The following is a 25653-nucleotide window of genomic DNA, read 5'->3' as shown; positions in this document are numbered from 1 at the left end:
GCCGCCGGTGCTGGTGGCCGGGTCGTGTTGGGATCCGGTATCGGCCGGCGGTTGAGATCCTCACCGACGGCGAGCCGCCGGTGCTGGCAGCATGCCGCGGCGGGCCCTGCCGGACTGGTATGCGTTGAGATCCTCACCGACGGCGAGCCGCCGGTGCTGGTCGCTGGCCCACTCGGCCTCCCAGTACGGACGGAGTTGAGATCCTCACCGACGGCGAGCCGCCGGTGCTGGCCAAAGACCCCTCCGGAGCCGCCGTGACCAGGCCGTTGAGATCCTCACCGACGGCGAGCCGCCGGTGCTGGCGCCCCGGATCCGGATCGCGGTCTACAACCAGGCGATGTTGAGATCCTCACCGACGGCGAGCCGCCGGTGCTGGTGGGGGACGTCGGCCTACGCCGTCCTGGTCCAACCGCAGTTGAGATCCTCACCGACGGCGAGCCGCCGGTGCTGGCGGAGGCGTGGAGCAACATCGACGACCCGGACGCCGTTGAGATCCTCACCGACGGCGAGCCGCCGGTGCTGGACTTGCGCCGGCCGGGCCACCTGGGGCGGGTGCGCGATGTTGAGATCCTCACCGACGGCGAGCCGCCGGTGCTGGCCTCGCGGTCGGTGGGCTGTACGCCGCAGCCGAGTTGAGATCCTCACCGACGGCGAGCCGCCGGTGCTGGCTGGCACCACGCAGGAGGTGAGCTGACTGTGAGTGAGCAGTTGAGATCCTCACCGACGGCGAGCCGCCGGTGCTGGCACCCGGGGCGGCTCGGTGATCGTCGGCGACGGCGGAGTTGAGATCCTCACCGACGGCGAGCCGCCGGTGCTGGGCGCGACCTGCCCGCCTGACATGCTCGCGTGATCTGCGTTGAGATCCTCACCGACGGCGAGCCGCCGGTGCTGGGCGGGGCTCCTCCCGCTGTGCGGGGAGCCGTGGTGGTTGAGATCCTCACCGACGGCGAGCCGCCGGTGCTGGATCCGACAGCACCACCAACAACAGTAGGGAGATCATCATGTTGAGATCCTCACCGACGGCGAGCCGCCGGTGCTGGGCACCTCCCGGCCCTGCAACAGACCCTGAACGCGGTTGAGATCCTCACCGACGGCGAGCCGCCGGTGCTGGCGCCAGCGAGGCCGCCGCCCGGCTCGTGCCCGTCCAGTTGAGATCCTCACCGACGGCGAGCCGCCGGTGCTGGGCTTCCTGGCCAGGCAAGGAACAACGATAAAGATCGTTTTCAGCGAGGCCAGGCGGCGTTTCATCCAGTACGGACCGAATTGAACCCCGGAACCCAACGCTCGGCATCGTCGAGCTTAGGGTTCCTAGATCATTCACAACAGGTGGTCGCCTCTGTGAGGCGCGAGCTCGGCAACGCCGAGTCGCTCGACTGTCTGCAGGGTGCCTGCTGCCAGTCGGTACAGCCGGATGTCGTCGGTCGTGCGGTTGATGATGTCGGTGAGTTTCTGGCGCATCACGAGCATCTGGGCGTCGGTGCAGGTCACCTCGAAGACGGACTTCTGTACCCGGAGGCCATACCCTTCACAGACCTTCGCGACCCGGCGGAGTCGCCGCTGTCCCTCTGGCGTCGTGGTGTCGACATCGTAAGTGACGAGATACTCCATCAGGCGGGACTCCACGGTGTGTAGCGAGGCATGTCACCGCGCAGATGTCGGGCGAGTAGGCGTGCTTGGATGATGGGTAGCACCGCGGCCGGGATCTCTCGGCCGAGTTGGCGGTGTGGCCACAAGCGCGCTCGGGACTCACTCCACAGCGCCAGGTACGCACGTCGTCCGTCCTCGGACAGCTCACAGGCACCGCCTGTGTGTGCAGCGAAGTGCTGCGGTAGGAGTTGTCGGCGGTTGAAGGCCGTGAAGACCAGTCGGTCTACGAGGAGCTGCCGCATTTCCTCCATGAGATCGAGTGCCAGGGCGGGCTTCCCGGGCCGGATGCCGTGTAGGTAGCCGATGTAGGGATCGAGCCCGACATGTTCGAGCGCGCCATGTACAGCAACGCGTAGCATTCCGTAGCCGAAAGAGAGCGCGGCGTTGACCGGGTCGGTTGGAGGGCGACTTACCCGATGCGTGGGGGCGGCGACTTGGGAGTGCTCGACGAGCAGATGGGGCCACGTGCGGACATACCGTTTGGCGCCTTGTCCTTCGATGCCGAGGATGACGTTGAGGTTGTCGGTGTTGGGCAGGCCGGTCAGATCCTGCCCGATTGCGGTCGCCGTCTTCCGTAATGCCTCTTGGCGTTCGCCTTTCGCGTCGGCTGCGGAACGCATGAGGAGCTGCCGGGTGTTTTGTAGCTTGCCTGCGACGAAGGTTCGTGCGACGTCCAGCCGAGCTCGGTTGTCTCGAAGCGCGTCATGTTGAGCGACTCGCAGTAGCGGGTTTCCGCCCTGTGGACCGACGACTCTTGCACGGAATCGTCCGTTTCCTGACAGCCATGTCACGGAGCGTTGGTCGGCGGCGCATCGGTGCATGAAGTCGTCGGTGATCGTCACGCCTCCGAAAGCCACGACGTGATCGATCCGGATCAGCGGCAATCTCTTGGCGCCGTTGGCGGGATGGAATACCCGGACGGCGTCGCTGTCGAGGTGCAGGCTGCTGCCCGGCGTCAGTACGTACAGGGTGTTTTTGATGATCTCAGGCATCCCACCTACCGAGGGGTTGTGGCGAGTAGATGTCGGCGGTCGCCGTCAGCGCCCGCGGCAGACAGTCGTCTTGTAGGGAGCACCGCCGGCATCTTCGGTCGGCCACTGGTGCGGGTAGTCGCGGTGCGACGAGGAGGGCTTTGAGGGCGGTCGTGGTCTCGGCCACTCTGGCCGTCATTTCGTCGGTGATGGCGACCTGGTGTCGGCGCCGGTCGGCGTGGGTGAACACCTCGCCGTAGGGCACGTCGAGGTCGAGCATCTCGCGCAGGCAGAGGGCCTGCGCCGCGACTTGGATGTCGGCGGGGCCGCCGGGCCGGTATTCGCCGATCTTGTGTTCGACGGGAACGGCTGTGCGTTGGCCGATCTCCACGACGTCGCAGCGGCCGTAGAGGCCGAGGACTTCGCTCCAGACGGGTACGGCGTAGTGTTGTCGAACGCCGGTAGCGGCGGTTGCTCGGATGCCCGGCTTGTCGACACGCTCGTGCGCGAGATGGCCACGCACGGTGTTGACGTCGTCGGTGAAGATGCCGTCGACGTGGATGAGGGCGGCCTGCCGAGGGCAGTAGGCGTAGTGTTCGAGTGCTGACAGCGGGATGCGTCCGGCGTCATTGTTCCCGTCAGGCCACCAGGTCATCAGTTGGCTCCTCTTGTGGGTGTCAGCCGACCAGCGCCTCGAAGGTGACCCCGGATGGCAGGTCTGCGACACTCGCCGTGATCTTGTAATCGGTGAAGTGGCGGGCCGTGCCGACCCCGGTGATCCGTTCGACCTCGATTCGGTCGAGCAGGGATTGGGCTGGTGCGGTGCCGAAGGCGTCGTGGTGGCTGAATACATACAGGCCGCGTAGCGTCATGATGCCTCGGGTCGCGGTCCGGTCGTGGTCGAACATGAACTGGAGCGTCTTGTAGAGCGCCTGCAGGTCGTTGCTGGTGACGCCCGTCTTGCGGGCGAGCGCGGCGGAGTAGTGGAACTGGGCGCGGTAGAGGCCGTACGGCACCGTCCACTTGCTGCCCATTTCCGTCTTTTCGCCCTTGTCGATGTCCTCCTGTTTGGTTTGCGTCACGCGTGTGATGGCGTGTGACACGGGGAGGACGGGATCGACGCTCCGAGCGATGCCGAACTGGAGTGGTCCACGGATCTGGCCGAGTGCTTTTGTGTCGCCGGTCGAGAGGACCGCTCCGAAGAGCCGTACGTCGACATAGCGTTCGGTCATCCACCTGCGGGCGGCCTCGGCCTGCTCGGACGTGATTTTCTTGGCTTTGAGTTCGATGCCGGTCGCGGTGTAGGACTCGGCGGCCCGGGTGTTGAGGGCGTGCCCTGCCTCGACGAACACCTGGTAGCGCTCAGGCTGGTAGCCGAGGGTTTCGGCGGCGAACCCGATCGTGTCGCGGATCTTCCGCTTCAGGGCTACGTCGGTGACGAGGCCGTGGCCGGTCGCTTCGTCGACCCGTGGCCGGTTGCCGCCGTCGGGGTCGCCGTTCGGGTTGCCGTCGACCACGTCGAAGAACACGACCGCGTCGTGGCGTACGTCTGGATTGATGGTTTCGGGCTTCACTGGTCGTCGTGCTCCTCATCGGTGTGTGAGCCTGTGTTCGGGCCGTCGTGATTGGTGGACAGGTCGTCGGTGGGCACTTCGGGTGCCTTGCCGGCACGCGCCATGCGGATGTCGTGGGCCTGCTGTTGGAAGTAGCCGAGCACGAACCAGGACTGGCTTTCGGCGTCGGCGAGTGGCTTGACCGGCTCGTTCAGCCGGTCGTGTAACTCGCGAAGGCGCTCCCGGAACCGGTACGCCGCCTTGGCGGCCCGGTCCCGGTCTGCCTGGGGGTTGCCGCGGTCCTGGGCGGTGCCGTCGAGCTTCTTGAGCCATGCGGGTGAGAGCTGGCAACCCTGCACCAGGGCTACCCGTGGGTTGGTGACCGCTCCGGCGAAGTAGCGGTGGAAGAAGGTGGTGTTGGGCAGGCCGTCGCCGGGGTAGGCGCGGCGCTGGAGCGATTCGAGGACGGCGAAGAGCCGACCATGCAGGTATGCCGGGTTGTCCTGTTCTTCGTCGAGCACGGCGGCGGGCCCTTCTCCGTTTCGGTGTGGGTGGCGGTTGAGCGCGACTCGCAGCAGCGCGGCCCGTGGGCCGTCAACGCGGAGGTCGGTGCGGATGCGTCGGACCGTGTGCGCCAGAACGTGCGGCGGTAGCGTTCCGCCGTTCAGTCCGCTGTGCAGCAGCAGTTGTGCCAGGTCATCGGGCCGGTCTGCTGCCTTGTCAGCGAATGGGATGTACCGATCCGTGCCGGTGATTTTGTCGGTTGCCCATTGACCGGCGCAGAGCACCAGCAACCAGATCGGGTAGCCGGACGGCTCGTCCTGGCCCCGGTTCAAGATCTGGTGGTCTCGGAACCAGGTTTCGACGTTCGACTCGGCCTGTGTGAGCGGCATTTCCAACCACTGGTGGACCATCAACCGGGACACGTTTCCGGAGAGCGTGACGGAGCAGAACTGATGCCGGCCGGGTCGTCGCCGCTGTCTGCCTAGGGCGAGTGTGTGCAGGTAGTTGCTGATCCGCTCCGGACGTTCGTCGAGCATCCGGATGGTGTCGCTGTCGGCTCCGTCGGTGGCCCACCAGGCGAGCCGGGTCCGCTGTCTGGGGTAGGAGAAGGTGAACCGCTCGTCTGACAGGATCGTGCTGAGATTGGCCACCGCTGCCTGGCCACAGGCGACGCAGATGGGAGACCCGACGAGTCCCTCGTTGAAGTCGTAGGTGTGTATGCGCCGGTTCGCCGAGACCAGCGCGATGTCCTGTTCGGCGCGTGGCACCAGGGCCTTCGGCAGCGTCTGGGGCATCCGGTCGAGGAGCGTGCCGTCACGGTCGCAGACCAGACAATGGCCCTGCCGGCCGTCGCCGTCGGTTCCCGCGCCGCTTTTACGCTCCCGGACGACGTTCTGCCAAAGCTCCCAGAGCGAGTCACGCTCGGTGATCCGTCGGCCCGCGACCGCGATGATCATCAGGTCCTTCGATGCCCATTTCGCGTCCTGCGGCGGCTGGGGCCATTCGCGGCGGTCGCAGAAGGCCACCAGGGCCCTGGCCGCCGGCTCGTCCGGGTGTTCGCGCAGCCAGCGTCGGGCCAGCGCGATGAAGGCGTTGTGTGCGGCGGTGACACGGTCGTGCTTGCTCTTCTCGTCGCGCCACCCGAGGACATACTGGGCGTCGTCTGCTCCTGGACATGGTGCGATACCGGAGGTGCGGCCGCCGTTGGGCACCAGGATGGGCCGCCCGAACCTCGTCGACCGGTCGGATGGGTCGGCGAGGTCCACGAGCCGGGTGAACCGGCCTGCGTGGTCCAGGTTCAGCTGCCACCGGACTATCCGCTGCCTGCTGTACGGGCGGGCCGCTGCGGCTTCCGCGGCGTCTTCCCTCGGTCGCTGGAACTGAACCAGCCGTTGGAGCAGCATCACGCCGCCCCGGACTGGTCAGGCGATGCACCGGGGATCCCGACGGTGGGGATGCGTAGTACGCCCGCTTCTAGCTGTGCGGTGAACCAGTCGAACCGGGTCGGTGGCCCGTAGTGGATGCGGTGCAGCATCACGCCCAGATCACGTGTTTCAGCGATCGGCGGGGCGTCGTCCGGCGGAAAGAACGCGGCCGGGAACTCCCGGGCTCCGAGGAACGGTTGCTGGAAACAGGCTCCCCGGTTGACCCTGCGGCGGAACTGGTCACGATAGGCCGCCTCGTTCTTGTCCGCGTGCCGGGCCAGCTCGACCTGGGCGTGGATGCGGTACTCGACGTCACGCAGGCACAGGGCGCTGCGCTGATCGCGGTTGGCGACCGTGTCGATTCGGCGTCCCTTACCGACGGCTTCACTCAGGCTCGGCAGATCGTGTGTCTCGTTACGACGCAGCGAGAACTGCTGGATCGGCCGCAGCACTTCGATCTTCACCGGTACCCACCGGAACTCCGGCTTCCAGAAGATCGCGTCGAGCACGCCGGCCGCCGCGCTTGGGGTCATCACCGGGTAACTGACCCGCTCGACCCGCAACTCTGGCCGGGTGAACAACGCACCCTCTGCCCTCACCTGTACCACTACCGGAGGAAGCGTCCGAACGCGCGACGAGTCACTCACAGGGGAAGTCCTCATTCCGGGATTCGAGCACGATGCCGTACCCGTGGGCGTAATCGCCACGACGCTCCAGGAGTTCCTTAGGCGAAGCGTCGAGGCTGCGAATGGCGCGTGGCCCGCAGCCACCGCAGATGCAGGCACGGGCCGCTAGACGACAACCACCATCTACCGTCCGGTGCTGTTGAGACCCTCGGATACGCCGACGTCGCGCCCGCTCCAGTCCCTCGATTCTGAAGGACCCGGGGCTGGCATAGCAAGTGTCCGGTTCAGCACTGGACGATAGATACACCCTCGACCGACGACGCTGGCGTCTCATACCGTCAGTACTGGCCGGACCGCTGGAGCCAGCCGTTAGCGAGTCCCAGCCGAAAGTGGATCTCCGAAGGTTCGACACAACTGCTCGCATCCTCAGTACCGTCCCGCCAGCCGCTGTCCGGGCAATCGGAGGGTCCACCGTGGTGTTCGGCGTCTGCGGCAGCACTGTTCGCGCGAGGAAGGGCCGGCTTCAGGACCGTCAGTCTGGACACTGGCGACAGCCCCTGTCGCCGCTGCCGCCGGTGTGCCCAGTCGGGTAGGTGGCGCCAATCCCGCCAACGCCGCCCTCGCAGGTGGCGGTACCTTCATCGCAGCACCCATGCTGCTCCTGACTTCGATCCAGTTCGTCAGGGGCGGTAGGCGTTGAGCGAGGACCTCATACGGGGCTGTCAGATGCGTCGTCGCGAGACGCGCGGGACGAGCCCAGACTTGGGGTGCGCTCACAGGATGAAGTCATCCGTCCGAGGTTCAAGCACGACGCCGTACCCGTCGTCGTAGTCGCCGCGCCACTCCAGCAGGTCGCCGACGACCGGATCGAGTTGATGAAACACCGCACGTTCCTGCGCCGTATCCCGACGCAAGGTGATGATGTACGGCTGCAGAAGCCGTATCGCCTTCATATCCGCTTGAGGACTGCGTAACCGGTCCAGGCATTGTTTGATCGTCTGCATAGCGATGGGATCGGGGTATGGGACGACCGCCGGCACGGTGTCATCGATAATCATACGGAACGCCAGTTCGCGGTTCCGCTTCGTGGTACCAGCCTGCGTGACAGGCCCATCGGCGACGGCCCGAAAGTCCCAGCGTGAGCGATTTTTTTCGATGGTTTTGGCGACACTGCCCAGGTCCTCGATGCCGAGGGTTCGGTACAGTTCCGGAAAGTACTTGCGCAACGCGGTAATGTCCTCAGGTTTCGCCTTGCCTGGGCCAAAGTATTCCTGCGCTACTTCGATTTGGGTCTTGTAAGATCGCGGCTGCCCGCCATCTGCTGGATCGAAGATGACGACCAGACCACCCTGGTCGCCAAGATTGCCCTCGCGGTTGCACCTCCCCGCGACCTGAGCCATGGACTCGGGTGGACTGATCGCCCGAAATGCCACCGGGAAGTCGAGATCAACGCCAGCCTCAACCAAGGACGTACTCGCCAGTAGCACCCGGTCCCCCGCCTCCAGTAAACGGCGAACCGTATCCAGTACCTTTCGTCGGTGCGCTGGGCACATGGCGGTAGACAGATGCAGGATGGTCACACCGTCGCCAGCAAGGCGCCGCAAAGCCAAGAACATATTCCGCGCGTCACGTACGGTGTTTACCACCAGTAGTGCCTGTGGGTGAGCCAAGGCCTCCGCCGCCACGTCAGCAAGCGTCAACCGCCGGCTATGCCGCCATTCGTAACGAACCCTTCGGCACGCGTCGAACATGGCCTTCGGGTTTGAGACAATCTCAGTCGATCGCAGATCTCGGAGCGGATTCAGTTCGCGCAGTTCCGGTTGAGTAGCCGACGAGAGGAGTACCGTCACACCGAAGCGCTCAGACAAGATCCTCAGAGCATCCGCGATCTGCGACAGAAGGCGATGTGGCATCGCCTGCACCTCGTCCAGGACTAGCACTGAATTGGCGATCCGATGCAGCTTGCGCGCCTGCGACTGGGTCCGCCCAAACAGCGACTCAAACAACTGAACAGTAGTAGTCACAACAAACGGAGCGTCCCAGTTCTCCGCAGCGAGCCGACGCCAAGAATGGTGCGAGTTGCTCTGATCTTCGTCACCCATCTCGACTTGACTGTGGTGCTCCAGGACAACCCGCTCCGCCGCCATATCCTCAGGGTCGAGGAGCCGCTGATAGACTACGGCGTTCTGTTCGGTGATCGTAATGAACGGCACGGCGACGATCACTCGCCGTTTTCCGTATTTGGCGGCATGCTTGAGAGCGAATCCAGCCGCCGCGATGGTCTTCGCCGTACCAGTCGGAGCAGTCAGTCTGAAGATTCCCGGCTCCTGTTCGGCGACCCGCAGGGCAGCAGCGAAAACCTCCTCCCGCCAACCGTCGAGCGCACCTGGCATCCGCTTCCGAAGGTACTTCGCCCGCCGCTCAAGAAAGCGCTTCAGCAGCCCAGGAGCATCCAGATCACGTCCTATCCGCGGCTCGACCGACTCGCGGTGCGCCTGAGTATCCAACACATCAGCGTCAACCAGGCACGAAAATAAGAACCGGACCAGAAACTCCTGCCGCAGACGATCGGCCCCCGGCGCGAAGTCGGCGGGCAACATGGGGGGTCGTTCAAAAATCTCCGGGACGGCCAGCCGCAATCGACGCTCGACGTCCGCCCACGGCCCAGACCGCAAACGCGCCTCGTCCGCATCTGACCGACCAAAGAGATCATCTACCTCATCCTCGCAGGTCAGACCCCCGTGATGCCCCGCGACCGCCCACTCCACCGGCCGGAGCCCGAATTGCCGGGCAAGTTGCACACCAAACGACTTGTGATCCAACCCGACACGGCCATTCGTCGGCTCCACCAAGAGCAACTTGTCCTGCCAAGCACACCACGCCTTCCCTCCATCGTGGACAAGACCAGTCCACCAGGCAAGCTCACTGAACAAGAACGGCGCCGCGAAACGCCGCGCCAATTCAGCCGTACCTCGAAGGTGATCTTCGAGGCGATGGCGGAGTCCGATCTTGTTCACACTGTGCGCCCACACCGAGAATGCTCCTCACAACCGACAACACGGGCACCCAACCACACCCCTACGACAAAACCGAAGCGTCATACCCGACTGTCAAATACAAGACATTCGGATACTCAACCCCTCCAAGCCAATCTTGATCCCCGGAGCGGGTGCAGGGGACTCCGGTGATCAACGGCCTCGAGGTTTCAGATAGGACAGCCGTCGGCCAGGACCCGCAGCCCCGGCCGAAGCACCGCATGCTTGTTGAGATCCTCACCGACGGCGAGCCGTCGGTGCTGGCTGATCGCTACCGCCAACGGCGCCCGACTTGACCGGTTGAGATCCTCACCGACGGCGAGCCGTCGGTGCTGGTCGATCGGGGCCGGGCCGGGCAGCACGGCGGGGCGGTTGAGATCCTCACCGACGGCGAGCCGTCGGTGCTGGGGCCGGCCGGTTGAGCACGAGCAGTGGAAGAGCGAGTTGAGATCCTCACCGACGGCGAGCCGTCGGTGCTGGGCGCGGACGCCGACCTCACGGCGGATGCACGCGGCCGCGTTGAGATCCTCACCGACGGCGAGCCGTCGGTGCTGGCGACGACCAGTTCGTGCGCAACGTCGCCGCGCTGGAGTTGAGATCCTCACCGACGGCGAGCCGTCGCTGCTGGCCGCTGGGGCGTCGTCGGCGCCAGGCCCCGCCATGTGCGTTGAGATCCTCACCGACGGCGAGCCGTCGGTGCTGGCGAGGACCTGCCGGTCATCGAACGCGGCCAGCGCGTTGAGATCCTCACCGACGGCGAGCCGTCGGTGCTGGCGAGGGCTGGCGAGGTATCCGCCGCAGCGGTGGGCGTTGAGATCCTCACCGACGGCGAGCCGTCGGTGCTGGCCGGCGAACTGGTCAGCGCCATGGTCGGCACGCAGGTTGAGATCCTCACCGACGGCGAGCCGCCGGTGCTGGCCCGCCAGCCGCCGCCGGCCGCCGCCTTGACCGCGTTGAGATCCTCACCGACGGCGAGCCGTCGGTGCTGGCGGCGGGCCGCCCGGCGCTCCATCAGCAGCGCGTAGTTGAGATCCTCACCGACGGCGAGCCGTCGGTGCTGGGCAGTAACGGAACGCTAACTAGATCATCGCATTGTGAGTTGAGATCCTCACCGACGGCGAGCCGTCGGTGCTGGGTTGGACGGTCAACTTCCACGTACTCCACTTCGTGTTGAGATCCTCACCGACGGCGAGCCGTCGGTGCTGGGCTCCGGCCGCTGCCGCTGTCCGCGAACTGCGGGAGGTTGAGATCCTCACCGACGGCGAGCCGTCGGTGCTGGGTGGTGCCGGTCGTCCGCGACGGTGACGTGCACGCTTGAGATCCTCACCGACGGCGAGCCGTCGGTGCTGGGGCTTCCTGGTCAGGCAAGGAACAATGTTGAAGATCGTCTCCAGCGAAACAAGGCGGCGTTTTGTCCAGTACGGACCGAATTGGAACGTGGAGCCGAACGCTCGGCATCGTCGAGCTTAGGGTTCCTAGATCATTCACAACAGGTGATCGCCTTCGTGAGGCGCGAGCTGGGCAACGGCGAGTCGCTCGACTGCCTGCAGGGTGCCTGCTGCCGGTCGACAGCCGAATGTCGTCGCGCGTGTGGTTGATGGTATCGGTGAGTTCCGACGCATCACGGGCATTGAGTGCAGGTCACCTCGAGGACGGACTTCTGTACCCGGAGGCCATACCCTTCAACGCCGCGCTGCCGGTGAGCTGGCGGCGATGGACCCCCGGTGCTTCAGCGCGCGGCGGTAGTGCATGGCCACCGCGCCGTTGCGGAGCGGCTCCGTCGAGAGCAGTTCGAGCTGTCGCGTTGCGGGCAGCCCGCCCTGGTACAGGGTCGGGCCGTGGCCGGTGATCCTGGGATGGAACAGCATCTTGTACTCGTCGATCAGGTCCAGCCGGTCGAGCTCGGTCGCGAGCTTGCCGCTTTTGAGGAGGACCCCGGCCGGGGTCGCGTCCTTGAGCTTCTGCACGCCCTCGCGCAGGTCGCTGGCGATGTGGTCGCTGTTGGTCCACGGGAAGTCCTTGCGCGTCGAGGACACCGGGTACCTTCGTCGAACGGGTAGTGGTCAGGCTGGGGCACTGGCCCTAGTGAGGCTCTCGGTAGGCGATCTGAGTGAAGACGTCGACGGCCTCGGAACGCTCCATGCACTCTTCGACCGGTCGCACGTCGAGCGGTACCTGGGGCCGGCCGCCTTGGATCACGAAATCCGGCAGATCACTCCGCTGGCGGACGCTGGTCGCCTACGCCCGTGGTTACTCCGGTGGGCGTGGCCCGTACCTTCGTTCGAGTTCGGCCTTGTCGGTGCCGTTTGGGTCGATGTCCCGGTCGACGCCGCGTTGTTGGGCCTCGGCCTCGTTGGCGGCGATGCTGATGATGCTGAGCGGGTGGAGTTCGCTGAGCCAGATCAGGCGGGTCGCTTCTTCGATAACAGGTTCGACGTCGGTGCCGGGGGTGACGGTGATGGTGACGCTGGCTTGGGCTGAGGCGCTGAGGTTGTTCTGGTAGTTGACCTTGACTTGTTCCACCTCGGGGCGCTGCGCCAGCGTCTCCTGGATCTCGGCGGCGATGGCGTTCGACTCCTCCCGTTCCTGTGGTGAGTCGTTGACGTTGCAGCCGGACGCGATTATCACTAGCGCCGCCGCTACCACGACCGCCGTGACGCCCCGCCTGGCCGGTCGCGTCGTTTGCCGCATGTCCGCTTCCTCCCGTCCGGTCGCATCAGTGGATCCGGTTCAACTCGTACACCTTCGACTCGACACTCTCCCCGCCGAGGAACGCGCCCGCGCTGTCCCGGTACGCCTGCACCGACGGGTCGCTGCTGCGGTCGAGTGCCTGGGCCGCCGGTAGGTACGCCTCGCGGGTGTTGTGGTTCGCTCCTACGGACCCGAGTTGGCTGTCGAAGGTGACCGTGGTGCGGTTGGCCTGGTCGGGGTTGTCGCGGGCGTCGAGGTGCGGCACCAGGTCGTGGCCGTTCTCCAGCGAGAGGACCTGGACGTTCGGTGGTACGTCGACGGCGCCGATGGGTGAGCCGGCGGTGACGACGTGGGTGACGTTGTAGGGGAAGGCGCCGGTGCTGGTGTCGTGGGCGGCCTGGGCGGCGACCATTCCGCCCTGGCTGTGGCCGACGAGCATGACGGGGTCGTCGGTGGTGGCGCCGGCCATCCGCAGCGCGTCGGCGATCGCGTGTTGTCGGGTGGTGGTGTCGCCGCCGAGGACGTGGATGTTGGTGCCGGTGTCGTGTAGGTAGGGGCTGTCGCCCTGGAACGGGTGGTTCCATTCCTTGGTGCCGGGGATGTCGACGACGTACGCGCGGCTGCCGTCCGGGTTCGTGATCACCCGGACGTCGATTTGGTCGGGTTGGCCCGCGTTCGCCTCGCGGTTGCGCCAGTCGAGGCCGTCGATCAGGTCCGCGAAGTCGCGTGGCGGGAACCGCATCGAGTCGTGGGAGTCGTCGACGCCCCGCTCGACGGTTTGGTGGGTGCCGTCTTCGTAGAGTTGCCCGAGCAGGTCCGCCGCGCCCGGTACGTCGGCGACCATCGGTGTTCCGGGCAGGCTGCTGATCAGACCGGGACCGAGGCCGACGAGGTTGTCGACGATGCCGGGATGCTCGGTCAGCAGCTGCTCCCAGTCGACGTCGTCGCCGAACACGGCGCCCGCGACGCCGATCGGTGCGACCAGCGGCAGCGCCAGCCCGGGCGCCAGCACACCGGTCTGGAGTGCGCCGCCGAGGCCGTAGCCGGCGGCCCAGCGCAGGGTGTCGATCGCCCGCGCCTGGGCCTCGTCGACCGCCTGGTAGGAGGCGACGACCGTCCGCAGCGCGATCGCCCGCTCCCCGAAGCCGAGCGACAACGCCGACAACCCGTCCGGGCCGTCCAGCGCACTCAGCAACCCCGCCTCAATCTTCGCGAACCCGTCCGGGTTGAGGACCGCCGATGCCAGCAGGTCCGGGTCGACGAGCACGCCGTGTCCCTGCACACTTGCCCCGGCCAGGTCCCGGGCCAGGTCGTCACTGTGCGCGGCGAGCACGCCGATGTCCTCGTACCGGGCGCCGGTTCCACCGGCGCCGCCGCTGACCTGGAACTCCGGATCACCCATCGCGGTCCTCCAACAGCTGTCCCAGGTAGGGGGCCAGCCACACCCCGATGTCCTCTCGGGCCACCGGCAGCACCTGCACCATCCGCCGTCCGGAGCCGTCCGGGTCCGGGTGCAGCCCGAGCCAGCCCTCGTCGGTGGCCAGCCACACCACCTGCGCCAAGCCGGCCCCGTCGCCGAGGCGACCGGACACCACGATCCGCAGCACACCCGTCGCCCGACTGGTCACCTGCTCGGCCAACCGCGCCTGCGCCGACGTCAACCCCAGCGCCTCCACCACCCGATGCCGGCCCACCGTCCCCGCCAACTCACCAGCGGGCCCGTACTCGACCAACGCGTTCACGGGCAGCCGGCCCGACATTGACGAGCTGGCTGGGCCGCCGCCGAGTGCCTGACCGATCCGCGCCGCCTCCGAGTCGACCAGGTCGCGCACCGCGGGCACCACCCGGACCAGTTCCGGACCGAGGGTCACCGCCTCGAACATCGACAACTGAACGCCGCCGTCGGCCAACGCGACCAGGCCGGCGCCGGCGCGACCGGCCACCGCGAACAGCGCCCGTGTCCACCGGTCGGCGACCGACGCCTCCACCTGCACCACGGCCCGAGCGGCGACGAACGTCGTAAGGTTGACCGCGACCGGCTCGACCGGCCGGCACACCAGCGGATCGCCCCCGTCTGCCGTCACCACTCCCCTCGCGGCCAGCCGGGCAGCGACCTCCGGCACCTGTGCGTCCTCAAGGTCAACAACCGGCAGTCCCGGCGGAGGACGCATCCCGGTCTGCCGCACGAGCAGCGCCCACTCCGGCGCGGACAACACCAGCCGGCGCGCCAGCGGCCCCTCGTTCGCCGACTCCACTCAGAGCACTCCCTTGCCCCGCATGAACTCGCCGACCTCCAACCACCGCCGGTCCCCCGACGCCGGCAGATTGCCGGGCTGAACCGACCAACCCGCCCACGGCGCCTCCACCACCGCCTTCAACAACGGACCACCCGCCAACGGCGCCAAGTCTCTGAGTCGCTGAGCGGCGGACTCGAACCAGCCAGTGACCTGCTCCTCGATCCGCGCGATCCGGGCAATCAACTCCCGTACCTCCTGCGCATGCGCCACAACCGCGTCCGCGACCCGATCCAGCTCGTCGGCGGTCTGGTCCGCCCGGGTCCGATCCTGCGTTACCCGATCCCGGTACACCTGCGCCGAGACGGACACCCACCGCGCCGCGTGTCCCTGACGCTCGTGGTCGGCGGCCCGCTCACGAACCTCTCCCGCGCGTTGACGCAGCCGGCCCGCCAGCCGGTCCAACTCGTCCGGATCCCCGTACATCCGAAACACGTCGCGATCCCTCCGCCCTGCGGCGGCTACCGAACCCGATTGGAAGCGCACTGCGCACAATCCATCGCCGTCCGTCAACGCCGCAGGCCCAGGGTGCCCGACCGGTTCAAGCCCTCGCAACCCCGCCCATGGCCATCACGGCCGCGAATGCTGGCTGCGGTAGCCGGAGGGCGAGCGGAGCGCTCTGACGAGGTGTCACACAGGCCGTGCCTGGGCCGGCGGGTTGGATTGGGCGAGCGATGGCTGGGCACGGGTGTAGATGAGCATCGAGTGCTCGGCGGGGCCGCCATCGCCGCAGAGTCCGTACTCTCCATCAGAGGCCGAGCCCTGCAATCGCACTCTGCCGTCGTCGCTGCCGGGGGCGAGCGGCTTCTCGCTGACGTTGGGAGTTAGCCGCGCGAGCGCTGCTGGTCGATCTACTCTGCCTGCATTGTCGCTTAGTTCGACTGCCCTCGACGGCGAATCGTGTCGCGGATCAAGTTCAGCAGATCTATTCGGCTCAGAGCCCAAACGGTGCCGGTCAAGGATGAAGGCTGTCCCGCCGATTCCGGCAGCCCGCCCGGGTGTCGACTCCGCCCCGGCCCTGCAACCGGCTACGCAACAGAACCTTCCGGGTGGTGCCGGGGCCGGCCCGGATCCGCCATGATGCGCTGTGTGTGGCGTTGGGGGCGGCGGGTGCGCCGGTTCGGCTGGGTCCTGTTCGGTACCGCCGCGCTGGTGGTGTCCACGGTGGTGCTGGTCCGCGGACTGCACGCTGACCTGGCGGTCGCGCGGCTGTCCGGGCCCGGCTCCGGCCCCGCCGAGCTCGCTGCGGCGAAGGACGCCTTCGAGCGGTGGACGAACTGGGCCAACATCGTCGCGGCGCCCCTGGCCGCGGCGGCCCTGTCGGTCATCGCCGCCGAGAAGCTGGCCCGGTCGCGCGCCGCCGTCAGTGACGGCGGCGCGCTGGTTGGCGAGCTCGCGGCGAGTGTTCTGCACACGGTGCGGCACGAGCTCGTCTACCGGCACGCGGGCAGACCAGCGCCGGTTATGGTCCGCTGGTCGGCGACCGGTCGGCCTGCCGCTGGCTGGGACGCTGTTCTGGGCGACGGAACTCTCGGCCCCGGGCTGCCGCTGGTCCTCGACGGCGACGCTGGCGAGATCGTCACCCGGTTCCGCGAGCTGCCAAACCGGCAGTTGGTGATCCTCGGCGCGCCAGGGGCGGGCAAGAGCGTGCTCGCCATGCTGCTGGCTGCGGGACTTCTCGAGCGGGCCAGCGACGAGCAGCGGGTGCCGGTCCTGATCGCCATCAACGACTGGCAGGCACGGTCTGTGCCACTCGACCGCTTCCTGCGGTGCGGTCTCGTCCGCGGTCACCACAGGGTCTTGGCCGAGTTCGGTGATCCGGACCGGGTGGCGCGGTGGCTGTTCGCGCAGCACCGGATCCTGCCGGTGTTGGACGGGCTCGACGAGTTACCCGCCGCCGAACGCTCCGACGCGGTCCGCCAACTGGACGAGTACGGCCTGCGGGGCCACCACCTCGTCGTCACCAGCCGGGGCGTTGAGTATGAGGACGCGGTGCGCTCCGGGGGAACCATCCTGACCAAGGCCGCAGTCGTCGAGATCGAACCGGTCGAGGCCGGGACGGCCATCGCCTACCTGTCGTACCCGGAGCTGCGTACGAGGCTCTGGGAGCCGGTCTTCCGGGAGATGCGGTCGAACCCGGACGCCCCGGTATCCCGGACCCTGACCAGCCCGCTCATGATCGCACTGGCCCGCAGCGCCTACGAGCGCGAACCACATCAGCCGGGTGAGCTGCTCGCGTTCACCACGCCGGAGGCGGTCGCGCGCCGGCTGATGGACGTATTCGTGACAGCCGCGTACGAGGCGCCGGGCGCGCTCCCGCCGGACCGGGCCCGCCGCTACCTGTCCACCCTGGCCTACCACATGTACGAGCGCGGCACCCGCGACCTGAACCTGTGGGACGTCAGGCCGACGTTGCTCGCCGGGCGGCCCTGGATCATCCGCGCCAGCCTTGAGCTGGTAAGCGCGCTGACCGCCATAGCGTCGCTTGCCACACCTCTCGCCGACCCGATGCTGCGAGGTGAGGTCATCCCGTGGGTGCGGTTCCGGGCGACCCATCTCCGGCTCGTCTGCGCCGGTCGCCTGCCGCTCCGGCTGGCCCGCTTCCTCGACGATGCCCACCGCAAACGGGCCGTGCTGCGGCGTAACGGCCCCACCTACCAGTTCCGGCACGTGCTCCTGCAGGACCACCTCGCCCTGCGACAGGCTCTCGAGTACACCCGCGAACGGGTGCAGCGCGGTGAGAAGGCCGCCGCAGAACGGCTGGCCGCCCTGCTGATCACACTCGGTCGCGGCGACGAGGCGATCGAGGTGCTGCGCCGGCAGTGGGAGGCCGGCAACCACTACGTGGCCGGGCGGCTGGCCGGCCTCTGGGCCGGGCAGGGGCGCACCGAGGAAGCGCTCGCGATCCTGCGCGCGGCTGCCGCCGGCGACCACGGTTCGGCGCGGCGCGGCCGGGAGCAGCTGGCCCGGCTCCTCGCCGAGCACGACCGGGTCGACGAGCTCCGTACCCGCGCAGACGTCGGCGACGAGGCGTCGGCCGCGGCGCTGACGGAGTATCTGGTGCGGACCGGTGAGCTGGACGAAGCCGTGACCCGTGCGCTCCGCCGCGGCGGCTGCGGGCAGCAGCTGATCGAACGGCTGATCAGCGACGGCCGCCACGACGACGTACGGGCCATCGCCGAGACCGGACAGATCCTCGCCATCGAGCAGCGCCTGAGTCACCTGGTCGGGAACGCCCAGGTCGTGGAAGCCGAGGCGTGGGTGGAGACGCTGACCCGACAGAAGGACTACGCCGCCGAGCGCCTCGACGCGCTGCTCCTGGAGCACGGCCACGACGAGGCGGCGTTGCGCCGGGCGCGGAGGACCTACGACCAGGGAACGGACGGCTCGGCCGTGTGGCTCGCCGCCGTGCTGTCCCGGCAGGGCGATACCGAGGCAGCCGTCGCGCTGCTGCGGAACGAGCCGGGCGAGTCCGCCGCCGCTCGCCTCGCCGAGATCCTCGTCGATTCCGGCCGGTTCAGCGACGCCCTCACCGTGATGACCGACCGGCCGACCGCCGGATCCGTTTCCGTGGCGGCCCGTCTCGTCGACTACCTCGTCGCCCGGTCGCGGGCCGGCGACGCGATTGCGCTGCTGCGCGCCCGCGCTGCTACCGGACGCCAGGCCGCCATCGATCAGCTGGTGCGGCTGCTGCTGGAGCAACGCGAGCTGCTCGCGGCGCTCCAAGTGGTACGCGCGGAGTCACCCGCGGCGCACTCCTCCAGCCGGCACGCGGTGGTGACGGCGCTAGTGGAACGCGGCCGGGTGAAGCAGGCGATGCGCCTGCTCCGGCAGGCCGACACCGCGGGGAACCGGTCGTGCGGCCCCGAGATGGTGCAGATGCTGGCCCGCGCCGGACTGCAGAGGCAGCTCATCGCCCGGGCCAGCGCCGGTGACGGGGCCGCCGAGGCATGGTGGATCGACCAGATGGTCGGAGCAGGCCTGGCTACGGAGGCCATCGCGCTGATGCAGGAACGGGTGAGCGAGGACGATCCAGGACCGCCGTTCCCGCTCGCAGACCTGCTCGCCCGGCACGGGCGGCTCGACGAGGCCACCGCACTGATCCGGAGGCACGCCGACGCCGGCAACACCGACGCGCGGGCTTGGCTGGACGCGGCGGAGCACGGCAAATCCGTCTCGTGACCGCAGCGGCCGCGCTGCGGACTACTCACAAGGACAGCGAGGCCCTCCAGACCGGACCGAAGTCCTCGCCATGGGCGTCGAACATGTCGTTCAAGACGTCACACAGGTTCGGTGGGTGAGCGCGGTCAGGCGTTGAGGTCGGGGCAGCGAGCTGAAAGATGCCAGATAGACGCGGGAGCCTACGGTTGCGGCGTGAAGCTCGACTACTACTCCGCCGCCGAAGGCGGCGACATCACGAGTGGCCGGGCAGACCTTTGTCACCTCACTGACCTGGTAGCAAGCGGAGGCGAGCTGACCCTCGCGCCGTCCGCTCACCCTCGGCACCTACGGGGTGTGCTCATCGAAGTGACGCAAGGCCCCGTTACCATTGGTGTCAACGATCGCAGCTACCTCGGCATCCGCGGTGGCGCGGAGAACCGGTCGCTCCTCGCCGACCTGCTACGCAACGTAGCCAGCATGGACGACGGCGGGCACGTTCACATGGAGTACTTCGAGGGCCACCATTTCCTGGCACCAGACAGCGTGCCGCTCATCGTCAACAGTCCGCACGGCGGGATGCCTCAGCGCTGATCAAGCGGTGCGCTCTCGGCCAGGGGGATGTGCACTCAGTCTCGCGCCGCCACCGAGCGGACGTAGGTCATCGTCCAAGTTCCGTCAGACTCGGGCTCTGGTTCGAGTTCGTAGCGGTGATCCTGGTCCGCTGTCATGCCTGGCGCGCTGTTGCGCTGCCGCAGCATCAGGCAATCCGGCGGTTGGCCGCCCGGTAGGGCCGGCACCTCGCGTACCGCCCCGTCAGCCGGCCCACCCCTCAGATGAACAGTCACGGTCGTCACCGCTCGATGCTACGGCCGCCACAACGGCACACTCCGCCTCGGATACGAGCCCCGCGGTCCACACTGCCTGGCGCCCAGGCAGTTACGACAGCCCAGCAAGCCGCACTGCTCGTCCACTTCCGAGCCGGTGTTTAGGACGATCGGTCCTCTAAACAGGTCGCTGCCGGCCGTGACGTGCGATGCGGACGGCCTCAACGACTCCAGCGCCGGCGGGGTGCTGGGGTGGCGGCGTGCCGGCGTATGCCCTCACGCCAGCAGATGACGTCGAACACTCGGAGCGCGCTGACCTGTGACGGCAGGCCCGCCAGATCACGTAGCCGCAGCAGCCGCCGGTGCAGCACCTTGCCGTCCGCTCTGAGCGCTAGTCGCAGCGGCTCCCAGTGCTTCGATCTGGCACCGGTCACCTTGGCGGTCTCGGTGTCCCAGACCGGGAGTAGACGTGGCCGTTTCCGGGCCAGCAGCTTGCTCGCCGTCGTCCGCCCCACGCCCGGCACCTCCAGCAACTCCTGGTACAGCCGCCAGGCGGGCCAGCCGGGGTGCAGCGGCTCCTCCTCGTCGGCCAGATCCCGGTCCGGGCCCACCTCGGCGAGCAGTCCAGCGAAGTCGGCGACCCTGTCCCCCAGCAGCACAAGGGCCGTTGACGCGGGCACGGCCAGAGACAGGAACATCAGCGCCACGAGATCGTCGGCGGTGAACCGGTTCGCATCCTCGGCGCGGGTTCCTGTGCTGTCCCAGACGTCGAAGCCGGCGCCCGTCAGTGCGTGCGGCGCTCCGTAGGGGTGGCCGTAGTACTCAGCCAGGAGTTTGAGTGCGACCTCGTCGTCGGGCGTGGTGAGGGCTTCCGGCAGGCGGATCGGTACGGGAGGGGGCACGGCTGTCCCTTTTGTGGTTGGTACGAGGAGGCTCTGGTCGGGGTATCGCGGCGCCAAGTGGGAGGCCCCCACGCTCGTTGGTGGTGGAAGCGGTAGGCCCGTCAGCGGGGGGGGTACAGCGTTAGGCAGGGCGCCACTGGCCGCAGTTCTCGGACATGAAGCCGTAGTCTGAGGGCTTGATCGTCACCTGAACTCGGCGTGCGCTGAGTGTGAAGTTGTTGTCGATGATCTCGCCGGACCGATCCTGCCGCTCCCAGTAGCAGCCCTCGACGTCCGTTGTCACGTATCTTCCTGGCTTGATCTCCTTCCGCACGAGGTAGGTGCCGTCGGCGAAGATCCTTCCCTCGGCCTCCAGCTTCGCGTCGGCCTGGCCGCGTTTCACCGCCTGGCGCCACTTCTTCGCCTGCGGGTGCGTCGGACACAGCGTCAATGCGCCCGTGATTTCCGTGATCTGTGCCGTGCTCGGTGTGAAGCCCGCATCAGCGTACGGGTCGTCCGGGTCGACCTCTCCGCAGATGGTGTACAGAATGCCGATGTCCGGTTCGTCGGAGCCGAGTGTCTTGAGGGCCTTCCGCTCCAGGTCGCTGTCCGGAATGACGGTGCCCGTTCGCAGCTGACCGGCTTCGCTGCCCAGACCGCCGTGAAGTCGGCGCCCTTGCCGGGGAGGATCTCGACGTCGAAGCCGCGGTTGTCCTCGCCGACCGAGCAGGTGAGCCTGATGAGGCGACGCGGCGTGTTGTGCGGGTCGTCGGGGAACTCGTCACGCTCGTCGCTGATGCCGTCGTGATCACGGTCAGGCGGCGACGGCTGCTGGGTGGCGGTGGAGATGCCCTCCGCCCACCACTTCAAGGTGTTGCCGACGGGCCGGCAACGCACCACCGTCCCGTTCGCCGTCCGTCCCGTCTCGGCCACCGTCGTACACGGTTTCCCGTGGGCCGCCGGTGGCGCGTCTTCCGGCTTGTCGCTCGCGTCGGCGGTGACGATGGTGATCGTCGCTGTCGCGGCAATCGCTGCAAGCCCGACAAGGCCGACCCTGGCGCTACGACGTGTGTATTGCTTAATGCGATTGAGAGCGATTTGGGGAGGGTTGAACATGATGGAACGATACTGACCGTCACCGAGCCGCAACCCTCGGCTGACTGGGCACGGATTGTCGGACGGAGGCTGTAAGCGACGGTCATCGCAGCCAGTCGCGCAGGGTCAATCGGGGACCCAGGCGGTCCTTTGCGGCAGGTCCATTCGTCAAACTAGCCGACGGCCGCCTTGGCTGGGCGCACCCGTCGATACCGCTGGAACGCCTCCGTCGCCCGATCGGCCGACCCGGCTCCCCACACACGACCGTCGACGACCGAGCACGGCGCGCCCACCGCCGATTCCTCTCTGCCGCCCCCGTGACCGGCGCTAATCGACGATCATCACCTGGACGGAGGGATCGGTCTGACGTCGACCTTACGAACGTCGGACGCGGAAACTGGTAGCCGGACTCACTTGACCGCATTGGACCCGGCGGGGCTGTTGCGTTCTCGAGTCGGTAGACACGTCGAACCTCGTATGCCGGTTCGGAATCAGATCGCTCGGGATAGTTCGGTGAACGCTGCGGCGAGGCGTAGCGCCGGTGGTGCTTCGTGTCCGAGTTCGTAGTGTCCGCGTCGCACGTTCTGCGTGAACGCATGTCCGGCGATGATCACTTGTGCGGTCCGGTCGGTCCGCAACCCACGCATCGCCGTAACCGGTGCTTGAGCTGGCTGTGGTCGGCCTCGATCGGGTTGTTGGCGTACCGCTCGACGTGGTGCCAGGCTGACGGGACGAGGTCGTCCAGGACCGCCGGGTAGATCGGGGCACCATCGGTGACCACCTCGGCGGGTGTCACCTTCAGCATCCGCAGCGCCCGCCGGAAGAACCGTCGAGCCGCAGCGGCGTCCCGGCGAGGCGACACGAGGACGTCGATGACCTGCCCATGCTGGTCGACGACCCGGTACACCTCAGCCGGAAACCGGAACCCGGCGAACGCCGACCTTGGCGGCATCCACGCAGGACGCTGGCCCGATTGCTCTATACCTCAACACTGCCCCAGGCCCTCGACCGGCAACGCAACAGAGCCGCGCGATCTGCTAGGTACTGCGGCGTGCCTCCCGCTCGGGGCAAGTACCTTCGGCGGGGTGACGCCACAGTGGCCTACTGACGGGGCGCAACGTTGACCCTCCTGGCAGTGGTTGCGGGGATCAGGGTGCGTAGGGTGTGTGGGTCGGATTCGGCGAGGTAGCGGAAGCTTTGCGGGGGTTGGAATCGACCTTCTTCGCGGAGTCGGCGTAGGGGTAGTGGCTCGTCGAGGGTGCAGACGCGGTGTAGCCGGAGTAGGTGGGCTCGGTCGTTGCCATCAAGGTAGGCATCGAACTCGAGGCGGCTGAGGCCGAGGCAGGCCTGGTACTGCCGCCATGCCTCCGACGGATCGAGCGTCTGGACGTCGCGTAGGCGGGCGGTGCCCACGATAGCCATGGTGGGGCTGCTGGCGTAGAGGATGATCGGGGTTTCTGAGTGGGCGTTGACGGGCCGTCGTCGCAGCTCCACCGTCTTCGTGCCGGACAGGATGGCGTCGGCGAAGCGGGGACGGAGGGACAGCAGCAGAGTCCTGGAGGTGCTCACTGTCGGCGGCCTTCCTGATAGAGCGCGGCAAACAGCCCGGGCGGTATCCGTAGTGGTCCTAGAGGTGGTACTCCTCGCTGCTGATGGGCCGCAGCCAGTACCGCCAGCCGTTGCAGGGGTATGTGGGTCAGCAGCTCGGTGTTGGTGAACCGCAAGGCTTGCACCTGCCCGTTGTGGGCAACGCTGTGGAGCTGGTGTTCGCCCCATACGCCGAGGTGCTGGAACCGGGCGTGGAAGTCCTCTGGCGTCCCGATCTCCGCCAAGTCCAGTTGTGAACAGGCGATGACGGCGGCAGGGTAAGCGGTGGCAGGTCCACTGCGGCTCATGTACCACAAAAGCCGAGCGGGGTGACGTGGCCGGGTGCCGCGCGGGCTGCGGTAGTAGACGTGTTCGAGTGCCAGGCCAAGGTTATCGTGGCGAGGGAGTAGGCCGCCGGGGACGCCGAGTAGATCAGCCGAGTACGCCTGCCGGATCGGGATCAGATAGGTTGGCAGGGCGCTGTCAGCGATCTTGACCGGCCACCAGATCCGCTCCAATTCGGCAGCGGCGACAGCGGGCATGTCTGATCTTAACGGCGCCGGCTCGGGCACGCCGACCCGCCGCGCTGCGGTGACAGCCTGGTGCTCAACCTGTTTGGCTGGTCCGCAGACGTCGATCACGAACGCATAGAGCTGCTCGTCGTGTTGGTTGAAGCCGTCCTGCAACGCCGCGAGCCGCAGCGCTGGAGACACGTATCGGTCTGTGATCTTGAGGATTGGGCTTCCGGCCTCACGTGCCTGTTGCCGAAGTTGGAACAGCAGTTGGCGGGCGAGCGTGTCGGCCAAGCCGATGTTCGCTACCCGCGCCAACGGCACGGTCAGGGCGCCGTTCTCGCGCCGGGCCGCGATGACGGCTACCAGCCGCCCGTCGGGATCATAGATCCCGACGCGGTCGCACCCTGCCAGAGCCAGCCCGCGATTGGTGTTGCGTAGATCCCGTCGTCGCTCGCCCGCCGCCGGGTTGACCAGTCCAACCAGATCGTCTCCGGCGTCGATGCCGAGCAGTTGGCGCCGATAGCGGGTGCCAAGCAGGGCAGCCGGCTGATACGCCTCCGCGCGGGCCAACTCGTCGATATGGGTGATGACCTCCAGCGGACGCAGGATTCGGAGTCCGTGGTGGCGCTGCGCGGGTGGGCCGAGGATGCCGGTGAGGGACTCGTCTCGGGTGACGAATAGCTTGAGACCCAGCGCGATTGCCTCGCAGACGTGCTCGAGGTCGTACCGGTCCTGATCCGTGTGGGGATATCCGGGGTTAACGAGGTGCACCGCAGACAGCAGGTCGGCTCGCACCTGCTTCAGCTGTGCGTGGTCCACTCGAGGTGGCGGGGTGAACGATTGGGCGGCAGTGATGCAGTGGGCACGCAAGGGCCCTTCCATACTGTTGACTTCCGAATCGAGTGCGCCCGTCCGCACCAGCTCCAGACGGTCCGCGAACTGGTCCCCTACCAGCGCTCTGGATTCGACGGCGTCGGATCGCTCCTCGTCGGCCAGGTCTCGAAGGACGTTCAGGTCGACTGCGGCGCGCGCCAGTACGCTGTCGTCGTCGCGGGTGAACAGGTTCGGCTGCCCGTGATCACGCCACCAACTTGTCAACAGGTGACGGGCTTTACTGCGTCCTGGCCGCTGGGACAACGGAGTAAACCGAAGCTTGATCCACATGTCGCCAAGGTCGTAGCTGTCGCGACACTTGGCCAATATCCCGGGATAGTCGCCGTGTTGATCGCTGATCCAGTCGACCAGCAGGCGCGCGATGCCGTGGCCGTGCCACTGTGGATCGACGCATAGATGCGTCAACCTCACACGCCGACGGGTCAGGCCATACAGCGCATACCCGACGATCTGCTCGTCCGCGTAGGCCAGGAGCAGAGTCCCCTTCTTCGCCGCGTCTCGGTAACCGGCGTACGGCATGTGACCCAAGGTCGCGCGAGCCTTGTTACCCAACTCGACCGCCGCCATGATTCCGGAAGCGTCATCACCTGCCGCCAACGCCAAGCGGATTGTCGAGGACGACGGCGCTTCTTGATCGAGAGGCATGACCGGAGTCTGCCGGACGGAGAGAAGTCGGTGAAGACCCCAAATGTTCACGCTTGCCTAGTCGGCCCTGCGGCACGCTGGCCCACCTGGCAAGCAAGCCGGATATATGTGCGACAGACGGTGGAGCAGTCGGATTATCGACAGAACCGAGCGCGGCGGGAGCGTGCGCCCTGACGCGAACTACCCCGATACCGACACCGCTCGCTCAGCAGAGATTGCCTACCTGGCCGAATCTGACCTTGGCAGCCCGTCGTAATATCGCACGCCATTCCATGATCGACACTCTGTCAGTTCGTCTGATCTCGT

General features: G+C 67.3%; 19 protein-coding genes, 2 pseudogenes and 2 CRISPR repeat arrays (1 of these 23 running past the window's edge). Of the genes and pseudogenes, 2 read left to right on the top strand and 19 right to left on the bottom strand.

Annotation, left to right across the window (positions count from 1 at the left end; genetic code table 11):
* Window positions 1-1184: direct repeats of the CRISPR family, unit length 37 nt; unit sequence GTTGAGATCCTCACCGACGGCGAGCCGCCGGTGCTGG; it reaches 2580 nt to the left of the window's first position.
* A 133-nt stretch (window positions 1185-1317) separates the two neighbouring features.
* The 12 genes and pseudogenes from cas2 to Pen02_RS39695 form a co-directional block, all read right to left on the bottom strand.
* Window positions 1318-1608: a CRISPR-associated endonuclease Cas2 gene (gene cas2, locus Pen02_RS39750; RefSeq protein WP_203871378.1), complete on the bottom strand. Its 291-nt coding sequence runs from the start codon at window positions 1606-1608 to the stop codon at window positions 1318-1320.
* Window positions 1608-2639 (bottom strand): type I-C CRISPR-associated endonuclease Cas1c, encoded by a 1032-nt coding sequence (cas1c, locus tag Pen02_RS39745; protein ID WP_203871377.1) that lies wholly within the window; start codon window positions 2637-2639, stop codon window positions 1608-1610. Before cas1c ends, cas2 begins: the two co-directional genes overlap by 1 nt.
* Entirely contained in the window at window positions 2632-3273 is a 642-nt protein-coding gene (gene cas4, locus Pen02_RS39740; RefSeq protein WP_203871376.1) for a CRISPR-associated protein Cas4, read from the bottom strand. The genes cas1c and cas4 overlap by 8 nt, the downstream gene beginning before the upstream one ends.
* 22 nt (window positions 3274-3295) lie before the next feature.
* Window positions 3296-4192, bottom strand: a complete 897-nt coding sequence (gene cas7c, locus Pen02_RS39735) for a type I-C CRISPR-associated protein Cas7/Csd2 (RefSeq protein WP_203871375.1) — start codon at window positions 4190-4192, stop codon at window positions 3296-3298.
* Window positions 4189-6078, bottom strand: coding sequence for a type I-C CRISPR-associated protein Cas8c/Csd1 (locus Pen02_RS39730; RefSeq protein WP_203871374.1), 1890 nt, complete (start codon window positions 6076-6078; stop codon window positions 4189-4191). The genes cas7c and Pen02_RS39730 overlap by 4 nt, the downstream gene beginning before the upstream one ends.
* Window positions 6078-6746 carry a type I-C CRISPR-associated protein Cas5c gene (gene cas5c / locus Pen02_RS39725; protein ID WP_239141997.1) on the bottom strand — a complete coding sequence of 223 codons (669 nt, stop codon included), beginning with the start codon at window positions 6744-6746 and terminating at the stop codon, window positions 6078-6080. Before cas5c ends, Pen02_RS39730 begins: the two co-directional genes overlap by 1 nt.
* A 752-nt stretch (window positions 6747-7498) precedes the next feature.
* The gene (cas3, locus tag Pen02_RS39720) at window positions 7499-9757 is read right to left on the bottom strand and encodes a CRISPR-associated helicase Cas3' (protein ID WP_203871373.1); all 2259 of its coding nucleotides are present in this window, start codon (window positions 9755-9757) and stop codon (window positions 7499-7501) included.
* Window positions 9758-9987: 230 nt separating this feature from the next.
* Window positions 9988-11110: a CRISPR direct-repeat array (repeat unit 37 nt; unit sequence GTTGAGATCCTCACCGACGGCGAGCCGTCGGTGCTGG).
* 332 nt (window positions 11111-11442) lie between these two features.
* A pseudogene (locus Pen02_RS39715) lies at window positions 11443-11802 on the bottom strand (dihydrofolate reductase family protein); the annotation flags it as partial.
* 208 nt (window positions 11803-12010) lie between these two features.
* A complete protein-coding gene (locus Pen02_RS39710; RefSeq protein WP_203871372.1) occupies window positions 12011-12451 on the bottom strand; it encodes a hypothetical protein in 441 nt (146 codons plus the stop codon).
* A gap of 25 nt (window positions 12452-12476) precedes the next feature.
* Window positions 12477-13853: a PGAP1-like alpha/beta domain-containing protein gene (locus Pen02_RS39705; RefSeq protein WP_203871371.1), complete on the bottom strand. Its 1377-nt coding sequence runs from the start codon at window positions 13851-13853 to the stop codon at window positions 12477-12479.
* Window positions 13846-14706, bottom strand: coding sequence for a hypothetical protein (locus Pen02_RS39700; RefSeq protein WP_203871370.1), 861 nt, complete (start codon window positions 14704-14706; stop codon window positions 13846-13848). The genes Pen02_RS39705 and Pen02_RS39700 overlap by 8 nt, the downstream gene beginning before the upstream one ends.
* On the bottom strand, window positions 14707-15231 hold the full coding sequence (locus tag Pen02_RS39695; RefSeq protein ID WP_203871369.1) for a WXG100 family type VII secretion target: 525 nt from the start codon (window positions 15229-15231) through the stop codon (window positions 14707-14709).
* Window positions 15232-15822: 591 nt separating this feature from the next.
* On the opposite strand from Pen02_RS39695, the gene Pen02_RS39690 reads away from it, so the two are divergent.
* Both Pen02_RS39690 and Pen02_RS39685 read left to right on the top strand, forming a co-directional pair.
* Window positions 15823-18927: an NACHT domain-containing protein gene (locus Pen02_RS39690; RefSeq protein WP_203871368.1), complete on the top strand. Its 3105-nt coding sequence runs from the start codon at window positions 15823-15825 to the stop codon at window positions 18925-18927.
* A gap of 192 nt (window positions 18928-19119) precedes the next feature.
* Window positions 19120-19497, top strand: coding sequence for an Imm32 family immunity protein (locus Pen02_RS39685; protein ID WP_203871367.1), 378 nt, complete (start codon window positions 19120-19122; stop codon window positions 19495-19497).
* Window positions 19498-19532: 35 nt separating this feature from the next.
* Here Pen02_RS39685 and Pen02_RS43290 read toward each other — a convergent pair whose 3' ends face one another.
* From Pen02_RS43290 to Pen02_RS39655, 7 genes and pseudogenes are all read right to left on the bottom strand, one after another.
* Complete coding sequence (locus Pen02_RS43290; protein ID WP_504739750.1) at window positions 19533-19751, bottom strand: DUF8847 domain-containing protein; 219 nt, start codon at window positions 19749-19751, stop codon at window positions 19533-19535.
* Window positions 19752-19951: 200 nt separating this feature from the next.
* Complete coding sequence (locus Pen02_RS39680) at window positions 19952-20632, bottom strand: DUF6308 family protein (RefSeq protein ID WP_203871366.1); 681 nt, start codon at window positions 20630-20632, stop codon at window positions 19952-19954.
* Window positions 20633-20753: 121 nt separating this feature from the next.
* Window positions 20754-21014, bottom strand: a complete 261-nt coding sequence (locus Pen02_RS39675; RefSeq protein ID WP_203871365.1) for an Rv1352/Rv1906c domain-containing protein — start codon at window positions 21012-21014, stop codon at window positions 20754-20756.
* Between the two features lie 44 nt (window positions 21015-21058).
* Complete coding sequence (locus tag Pen02_RS39670; RefSeq protein WP_203871364.1) at window positions 21059-21727, bottom strand: hypothetical protein; 669 nt, start codon at window positions 21725-21727, stop codon at window positions 21059-21061.
* 470 nt (window positions 21728-22197) lie between these two features.
* Window positions 22198-22613 (bottom strand): annotated as a pseudogene (locus Pen02_RS39665) (DDE-type integrase/transposase/recombinase); the annotation flags it as partial.
* 194 nt (window positions 22614-22807) lie between these two features.
* The gene (locus tag Pen02_RS39660) at window positions 22808-23275 is read right to left on the bottom strand and encodes an ASCH domain-containing protein (RefSeq protein ID WP_203871362.1); all 468 of its coding nucleotides are present in this window, start codon (window positions 23273-23275) and stop codon (window positions 22808-22810) included.
* The gene (locus tag Pen02_RS39655) at window positions 23272-25347 is read right to left on the bottom strand and encodes a GNAT family N-acetyltransferase (RefSeq protein ID WP_203871361.1); all 2076 of its coding nucleotides are present in this window, start codon (window positions 25345-25347) and stop codon (window positions 23272-23274) included. Before Pen02_RS39655 ends, Pen02_RS39660 begins: the two co-directional genes overlap by 4 nt.
* Between the last annotated feature and the right edge of the window lie 306 nt (window positions 25348-25653).

Origin of the sequence: Plantactinospora endophytica (assembly GCF_016862915.1) — a bacterium.
GTDB classification, from domain to species: domain Bacteria; phylum Actinomycetota; class Actinomycetes; order Mycobacteriales; family Micromonosporaceae; genus Plantactinospora; species Plantactinospora endophytica.
Note: the sequence above shows the minus strand (reverse complement) of the source record. Positions and strands in the feature narration are given on the sequence as shown.

What these genes read in the sequence shown, in the direction of transcription:
- Pen02_RS39655 (WP_203871361.1), bottom strand. Translation starts at nt 25,347, where the DNA reads ATGCCTCTCGATCAAGAAGCGCCGTCGTCCTCGACAATCCGCTTGGCG.
- Pen02_RS39705 (WP_203871371.1), bottom strand. Translation starts at nt 13,853, where the DNA reads ATGGGTGATCCGGAGTTCCAGGTCAGCGGCGGCGCCGGTGGAACCGGC.
- cas2 (WP_203871378.1), bottom strand. Translation starts at nt 1,608, where the DNA reads ATGGAGTATCTCGTCACTTACGATGTCGACACCACGACGCCAGAGGGA.
- Pen02_RS39690 (WP_203871368.1), top strand. Translation starts at nt 15,823, where the DNA reads ATGATGCGCTGTGTGTGGCGTTGGGGGCGGCGGGTGCGCCGGTTCGGC.
- cas4 (WP_203871376.1), bottom strand. Translation starts at nt 3,273, where the DNA reads ATGACCTGGTGGCCTGACGGGAACAATGACGCCGGACGCATCCCGCTG.
- Pen02_RS39670 (WP_203871364.1), bottom strand. Translation starts at nt 21,727, where the DNA reads ATGTTCAACCCTCCCCAAATCGCTCTCAATCGCATTAAGCAATACACA.
- Pen02_RS39730 (WP_203871374.1), bottom strand. Translation starts at nt 6,078, where the DNA reads ATGCTGCTCCAACGGCTGGTTCAGTTCCAGCGACCGAGGGAAGACGCC.
- Pen02_RS39710 (WP_203871372.1), bottom strand. Translation starts at nt 12,451, where the DNA reads ATGCGGCAAACGACGCGACCGGCCAGGCGGGGCGTCACGGCGGTCGTG.
- cas1c (WP_203871377.1), bottom strand. Translation starts at nt 2,639, where the DNA reads ATGCCTGAGATCATCAAAAACACCCTGTACGTACTGACGCCGGGCAGC.